Source organism: Fulvivirga aurantia (assembly GCF_009711475.1).
In the GTDB taxonomy this organism is placed as follows: domain Bacteria; phylum Bacteroidota; class Bacteroidia; order Cytophagales; family Cyclobacteriaceae; genus Fulvivirga; species Fulvivirga aurantia.
In genome coordinates, this window is record NZ_SMMD01000734.1 from 1 (window position 1) to 6,829 (window position 6,829).

Annotated in this window: 6 protein-coding genes; 2 read left to right on the plus strand and 4 right to left on the minus strand. The window is 37.5% G+C overall.

The window, feature by feature from the left end; translation table 11 throughout:
* Positions 1-461 (plus strand): tetratricopeptide repeat protein (locus tag E1176_RS08605; RefSeq protein ID WP_155210204.1); only part of this gene is annotated, 461 nt, incomplete at its 5' end.
* A gap of 44 nt (positions 462-505) precedes the next feature.
* Here the strand turns inward: E1176_RS08605 and E1176_RS08610 are convergent.
* Complete coding sequence (locus E1176_RS08610; RefSeq protein ID WP_155210205.1) at positions 506-1,153, minus strand: energy transducer TonB; 648 nt, start codon at positions 1,151-1,153, stop codon at positions 506-508.
* A gap of 181 nt (positions 1,154-1,334) precedes the next feature.
* Between E1176_RS08610 and E1176_RS08615 the strand changes: the two genes are divergently transcribed.
* Positions 1,335-3,662 carry a TonB-dependent receptor gene (locus E1176_RS08615; RefSeq protein ID WP_343030520.1) on the plus strand — a complete coding sequence of 776 codons (2,328 nt, stop codon included), beginning with the start codon at positions 1,335-1,337 and terminating at the stop codon, positions 3,660-3,662.
* Between the two features lie 7 nt (positions 3,663-3,669).
* Here the strand turns inward: E1176_RS08615 and E1176_RS08620 are convergent, their stop codons facing one another.
* The 3 genes from E1176_RS08620 to E1176_RS08630 all read right to left on the minus strand — a co-directional run.
* A complete protein-coding gene (locus E1176_RS08620; RefSeq protein ID WP_155210206.1) occupies positions 3,670-4,368 on the minus strand; it encodes a LytR/AlgR family response regulator transcription factor in 699 nt (232 codons plus the stop codon).
* Entirely contained in the window at positions 4,358-5,416 is a 1,059-nt protein-coding gene (locus tag E1176_RS08625; protein ID WP_155210207.1) for a sensor histidine kinase, read from the minus strand. The genes E1176_RS08620 and E1176_RS08625 overlap by 11 nt, the downstream gene beginning before the upstream one ends.
* A gap of 26 nt (positions 5,417-5,442) precedes the next feature.
* Positions 5,443-6,829, minus strand: a 1,387-nt coding sequence (locus E1176_RS08630; protein ID WP_246205979.1) for a S41 family peptidase, incomplete at its 5' end; no start/stop codon positions are given.

Sequence of the window (6,829 nt, forward strand, 5' to 3'; positions counted from 1 at the left end):
TGGCCTCAGTTGCAGTGTCACAAGATCTTACAGCTAAGCAGTGGCTTGACAGTGGTTATGTGGCCTATCAGCAAGGATTTTACGAGGAAGCTATTGATAAATTTCAGCAATCGATAGATATAGATAATCAAAACCCAGAAACGTATTACCTCAAGGGTGTTTGTCAGTCGCAAATAAATCTCAACCTTGCAGCCATTAAGAGTTATGAAAAGGCCTTATCACTAGACCCGGAGTATGCTGAAGTGCATTTCGAAAAAGGCTATTCATATTTTTCACTCAATCAGTTTCAGAATGCTATACAAGCCTTTGACAAAGCAATAGATTACCGTCCCAATTATGCTGAAGCCTGGTTTAACCGGGGTAGTGTAAAATGTATTATAGGCGAGAAAGAGGCAGCTATGGATGATTGGGCGCGAGCAAAGGCACTTGGAGCTTCCATTCCGAATCTTGATTGCGAGTAGCTAAGCTATAACGCCCCTACAGTGCCTAGGGAAAGAATCATTCATTACTTAACGTCTATTATAATAGGTATTATCATTGTAGATTTTACTATTTTACCTCTTTGCTGAGCTGGTTCAAAACGGAAATCCATTTTCTTCAATGTATTAACTACTTCTTTCGCAACTAATCGGCTAGATGATTTTACAGTTTCTATCTCATTCATTTTACCAAGAGTATCAACAGTAAATTTTATGTAAATCCTATCCGGTGGAGCATCAAGATTTGAGGGAAGTTTAAACTTAGAGGCAAAAGTCTTAAAAAATGCTGCATAACCACCTATAGGGTAGGCTTGTGATTCAACAATTATCCCGAACAGTTCATCAGAATGATTCTTTTCAATGGAGTTGGACATAGTTTGACTAGTTGTATCAATTTTGACCTGGGCTAGACTTTGATCGGTTAGTGAGACGGTTATGATAAAGGTAGCTGTCGCATATTTCACGAAAAGTTTACTTAATTGTGAGCTTTTAAAAATTCCACACAGGCCTTTTGAACTGCTGATACTTTTCCTAATCTCATTTTGAGTTGATTTCGAGAAATCAACTATTCTTTTGTTGCACTCATCGCAATGATATTGCCCTTCTATTTTCGTGAGTGACTGCCGGTTAACAGGGCAGCGAAATTCGAGGTGAAATTCTTGTGAGTCATCCATTTACAAAAAATAAATTGGTTTAAATACATAACTGAAGCCAAAAGAAAAGTCACAGTTATTAGACTTTAATTTTATGCAGTAAATAGGGCTGTCATAAGTTCTGGTGATGATCTCATAAGGATAAACTATTGAACAAGAGGCCGTAATCTCCGGTTCTTTTAATGAATTAATACTTAACACTGTGATCTTTCAACGATTTTTAGAACTTACCTTAATATTACTTTTTTCTTTTACTACACTTCAGGCACAGCAGACGCAAATTACTGGCGCTATTGAGGATCAGCAAGGCAACGCTGTACCGTTTGCGCAGATCGCTATTTATAAGATAGACAAAGAAACTCCCTTTACAGGTGTTGCTTCAGATATGAATGGAAAGTTTAGTCTATCAATTGAATCAGGCCAATACGACATGCTGATATCTTATATTGGCTACGAAGACTATAAAATAGAAGATATTCAAATCGAGCAGTCAGGTAAAAATTTTGGAACTATAGCCATTAAAGAGTCTACAAAAATGATGGAAGAGGTGGTCGTGCAGTCTACTGAAATCAAACAGCCTGTGACCACAAATATGGAAGGTATGGCAATAAGACCAGATCAAACGATTTCTAATGTGGGCGGTACCTTATTGGATGTATTGAGAAATACACCCTCAGTGAGAGTGTCAGATGATGGTTCTGTTTCTTTAAGAGGTAGTGGGACTAATATTTTGTTAGATGGTAGAAATTCGGCCATTACGGTAGATCTTGAGCAAATACCGGCCAGTGCGATAAAAAAGATAGAAATTATAAATAACCCAAATGCTAAGTACGATGCACAATCATCTGGTGGTGTTATAAACATTCAACTTAAGCAGGGTGAGGATTTGGGTGCCACAGGTAAGGCTGAGCTTACTGTGGGCAGTCGATTTAGAACAAATGCTAATCTAAATCTTAGCCATAAAACAGAAAAATATGCGCTTTTTGGTGGCTATAGTTTTAGAAGATGGCCCAGAGTGGGTAGCTCAAGATCACAGCGAACTACCTTTTCTGAAAATGAATTTTTGTCTCAAAATAATACCGATGAACGTAAAGATCTGGAACACACGGTAAACTTTGGCGCAGACTATTTTTTCGGTAAGAATAAACTGAGCTATGAGGGTGTATTCAATAAAGAGGATGAAGATGATCTGGAGAGAAATAGGACTACTCTGGAAAACCTTGATGATGGATCGCTGATCAGGGCTTATGTAAGAGATAACAATGAAATAGAAGAGAATTACACCTTAGATAACGCTTTAATTTACGAAAGACTATTTGACGACAAAGAGCAGTCACTCAGGGCTTTGGTGAGTTATTCTGTTAGAGATCAGATCGAGCAGCAAAATATAGACATTTATTCAGGAACAACCGTAGTGGCAGGAGAGCCCAATGGCATGGAGCGTTCTTTTAATGACGACTTGAGAAACACGGCTGTATTTCAGCTGGATTACGCACAACCACTTTTTAACGGTAAGCTGGAAACCGGATTAAAAAGTATTTTGAGAGAGTTTGATAATGATTACACCTATGAAATATTGAATAGTCAGACGGATGAATTTGTCAATCAGGAGGACGTAAGTAATCGATTCGTTTATAAAGATGAAGTTTACGCAGCTTATGCTATCTACAGTCAAACTTTCGGTGATCTAAAGGTTGCAGTCGGTACACGTGCCGAACAAACATTTGTAGATACCAGACTTTATGATACAGATGAGACTAATGAGCAGAGTTACCTTGATTTCTTTCCAAGTGTGCAAACCTCATATGCGCTCAATGACCAAAACAGCGTAAAAGCTACTTACAGTCGAAGAATTGATAGACCTAGTGCGTGGCGACTAAACCCTTTTCCGGATATTTCAGATTCACTGAATGTGAGAGTGGGTGATCCTAACTTACAACCCGAGTATATCGACTCATTTGAATTAGGACATATTTTTAATAATGATAAGCTAAATCTTACCACCAACCTATTTTATCGTAGAGTAGATGGCCAGATAGATTGGATTGTGGAGGTTCGTGATGGCATTTCTTACAGAGGGCCAAGAAACCTAAATGTGAGTAAAACTTATGGTTTAGAGCTTATCAACACTACCCAGATATTCGACTGGTGGAATGTAAACGTGAGCTACTCACTATTCAAAACAGAAGTGGATGGAACCAATATTGATGGCGGCTTCACCAATAGCGGTACATCATGGTATACTAAATTTACTTCCGGTTTCAACCTGCCGGCCATGATCAACTTCCAAATCACGGGTAATTATGAAGCACCCGAAATTGAGGCGCAGGGACGTGACCTGGCCAGGTACTCTGTAGATGCTAGTGTACAACGTTCTTTTGATAAGGTAAAAGTAAGTTTATCTCTGCGAGATGTTTTTAATTCAAGACGTTTTGCAGGAGAGAATTTCGGATCGGATTTCGAGCAGACCTTCAGAAGAGACCGTGAGACACAGATATTTTTAGCAACAGTAGGTTATACTTTTGACTGATTACATTCTACGTATTGTTCAGTTTAAAGAATACGTTCTCTTTATACGAATCACCAATCGGTAATTCTATATCTCCTATCTCAATGTCATGTTTCGTATATGCCGATATGTAGTGCATATTGACAATAAAAGACCTGTGTACTCTTAAAAATCTTGCATCTACCTTTTCTTCAAATGCTGATAATGTATGCTTTATAATGAGGTGTTTATTTTTCAAATGAATTTTGAGATAGTCTTTAATACTTTCGATATAAAGAATGTTATCGAACTCTATTTTGATATTTTTCTTATTGCTGTTTACATAAATATATGACTCAGTGTCATCAATATTCGTCAAGAGGCTCGGTTGTGTAACCGTTGCCTTGAATTTTTCAATAGCTGATAGAAACCTTGAGAATACTATTGGCTTTAGTAAAAAATCAATAGCGCTAAGTTCAAAGCCATCCAGGGCATATTCTCTATAAGCCGTGGTGAAGATTACTTTAGGTTTTTTGTTCAGAGCTTTATAGAATTCGTTACCTCGTAATACTGGCATTTCAATATCTAAGAATAGTAAATCCACTTCATGCTTTTGTATTACTGCGTGTGCTTCAACTGCAGACGAGCAGCTCGCCACAATTTTAAAATCATCAAGCTTGTTCAGGTGACTTGCAATTAGTTCTCTAGCTAAATCTTCATCATCGACTATGACACAGTTATAATGCATGATTATTCAATTTTAATTTTGACTCATACCGTTCTTTTTCATCTATAACAGACAGCTCATGCTCATTTGGGTAAAGCAGTTGCAATTGCTTTTCAATATTTGTTAAGCCAATAGCGGAGCGTTGTTGAGCAATTATTTTTTGATTGTTTTCAGGCTTACTGTTTTCAATATTCACCGTGATGTTTGATTTGTTAGCATCTATCTTAATGTTTATAAAAGCGGAATTAATCTCTTGTGACACCCCATGTTTAAAAGCATTTTCTATTAGGGTGAGTATTAGTAGCGGGGCTATTTTAGCTTCCTGGGTTATTTTGCAATTAAAATTGACATCTACTCTTCTTCCATATCTTATTTTTTCTAACGCTATATAGTTTTCTATCAACTTTATCTCGCTGCTTAATGGTACATATCTCGCTTCACACCGGTAAAGGATATGGTCGAGAATCTCAGACAATTTCTCTATTACTTCAGGTGTTTTATCCGACTTCTTAAGTGCCAGTGTATATAAATTATTGAGCGTATTAAATAAGAAATGCGGGTTTAGTTGATGCTTGAGTAGGTTTAATTCTGTAGTACGTTTTTGCTCTTGAAGACTCACTATTTCTTTTTGCTTTCTATAATAGTCTATGACGATAAGTATTATAGCTGCGAAAGTTAAGTCCGTTATATTTCCAATAAAGGCATAGACATTGGTTATGCGTTCAACGAATACCAATGGAGGGCGATAGCTATACACTTCAGGGTACTTGGGTAATAGGTAGAAGCAGCGTATGGCAGTATGCAAAACATACGCACCATACACTGCTAACATGCTAAAAATCGCAAACTGTAACCTTCGTTTCTTTTCTCTAATGAGAGGGATGAGCATATAGAGTATCACATAACTCAAGATAATTTGAGTGATGGTTTTCGAAATCATCCTTTCTGCCAGGAAAAGCCTATTTGTTTCGTGTGGCCAGGCAGAACTAATGTGATAGATCAATATAATCAACCAAAACAGAATATGTCCGATGGTCTTTCTATCAAAAATTGAGAACTTATAATTCATCAAATAATCTTGAAATGTAGATTGTATTACTTAAAAGAACCCTCAAATTTGTGCATATTCTCTCTGTATATTGCCAGTTTCTTATCTTTTTGTGCTGTTGCCAGCTCTACGGCTAGTTTATATTGCTTCATCGCTTCTTCTTTTGATCCTTTTAATGCCAAAACCTCTGCATAGCTGTCATGTACATTAGGGTTATCAGGAAAAATTTCAGTATTCGCTTTAAAAACTGCAGAAGCTGCATTTAATTGTCCATTGTCGATGTAAGCATAACCTAAGTCATTGATCATAAAGTCCTCAAAGTGCTTTCTAGAAAGTATCAACTTGAGAATTGTGTATATGCTATTTTGATCTGTCTCAGAAATATGGTCTTGATTTAAAATATCCTTGAGTTCAAAAAAAGGTGCTTCTCTGTATTGCTTAGCTTCTTCTGATGCAAACGATAATGCTTTTTCCAGCGCAACATTTTTTGGACATGAGACATCTGGTTTGACTCCAACACCCTCCCAATTGGTCTGGGTAATTGGGTTAATCGATCGTGCGTATGGCATCATCACACCGTATCCGTGTGGTAACCTCATAAAGTTTACAGGGTGTGCACCACCTCCTGTTTGTTCACCTACTACAATTGCTCTACCCCGGGCTTGAAGGTCATAAGAGAAAGCTTCAGCGGCCGAAAATGTGAAATGACTGGTAAGAACATATAGAGGCATTTTCAGTCGTTTCTCACCTTTTACATTCGTGGTATGCAGTTCTCGGTATGTATCTGTTCTTCGCTCATATACTCCACTAAGCGCAACATCATCCTCTAGGAAATAGCTACTGAGGTAAAGGCCAAGACTGTTGCCGCCACCATTTTTTCGTAAGTCAATAATAAGTGCATCAGCTGTATTGAAGAAGCTCATAACCTCATCTACCTTGGGTATGTCTTCTTTTCTAAAGCCATTAAGTTCTATATAACCCACGTTTCCTTCAAGCAACTCGATCTTACCAAATCCACCCATTCTAAACCTCGAAATGTTTTGAAGATGCCGAGTTATAAAATCCGTTTCCGACACGGTACTATCTGATGGGGGAGGTGGTGGAGGTACAATATTCAGATGCTTATCTTTGGTGATCTTTTGCAGCTCTTTTGACAATGCTTTGGCAAAATGTACTGGATCACGATAAGATTCAAATGTACCGGCTTTCATTAAGTTGCTTAGATGTTGATTGCTCTCCGTGGCCTTGTCAAGAAATATGTAATGATCAATCATGAGGTTTTGAACTTCCTCGACCAGGTCTTCCTTTATACTTTGCGATTGCCCATAATGATAAAATGGTATGCTACATAAAATGGCTAATAGAACTGTATACTTCATATTTGTTTTGGTTATTGAATAATAACCCGAATGTAGAGAAGTACTTGATGCAAAA

Coding starts and splice junctions, on each gene's coding strand:
- E1176_RS08610 (WP_155210205.1), bottom strand. CDS start 1,153: ATGGATGACTCACAAGAATTTCACCTCGAATTTCGCTGCCCTGTTAAC.
- E1176_RS08620 (WP_155210206.1), bottom strand. CDS start 4,368: ATGCATTATAACTGTGTCATAGTCGATGATGAAGATTTAGCTAGAGAA.
- E1176_RS08625 (WP_155210207.1), bottom strand. CDS start 5,416: ATGAATTATAAGTTCTCAATTTTTGATAGAAAGACCATCGGACATATT.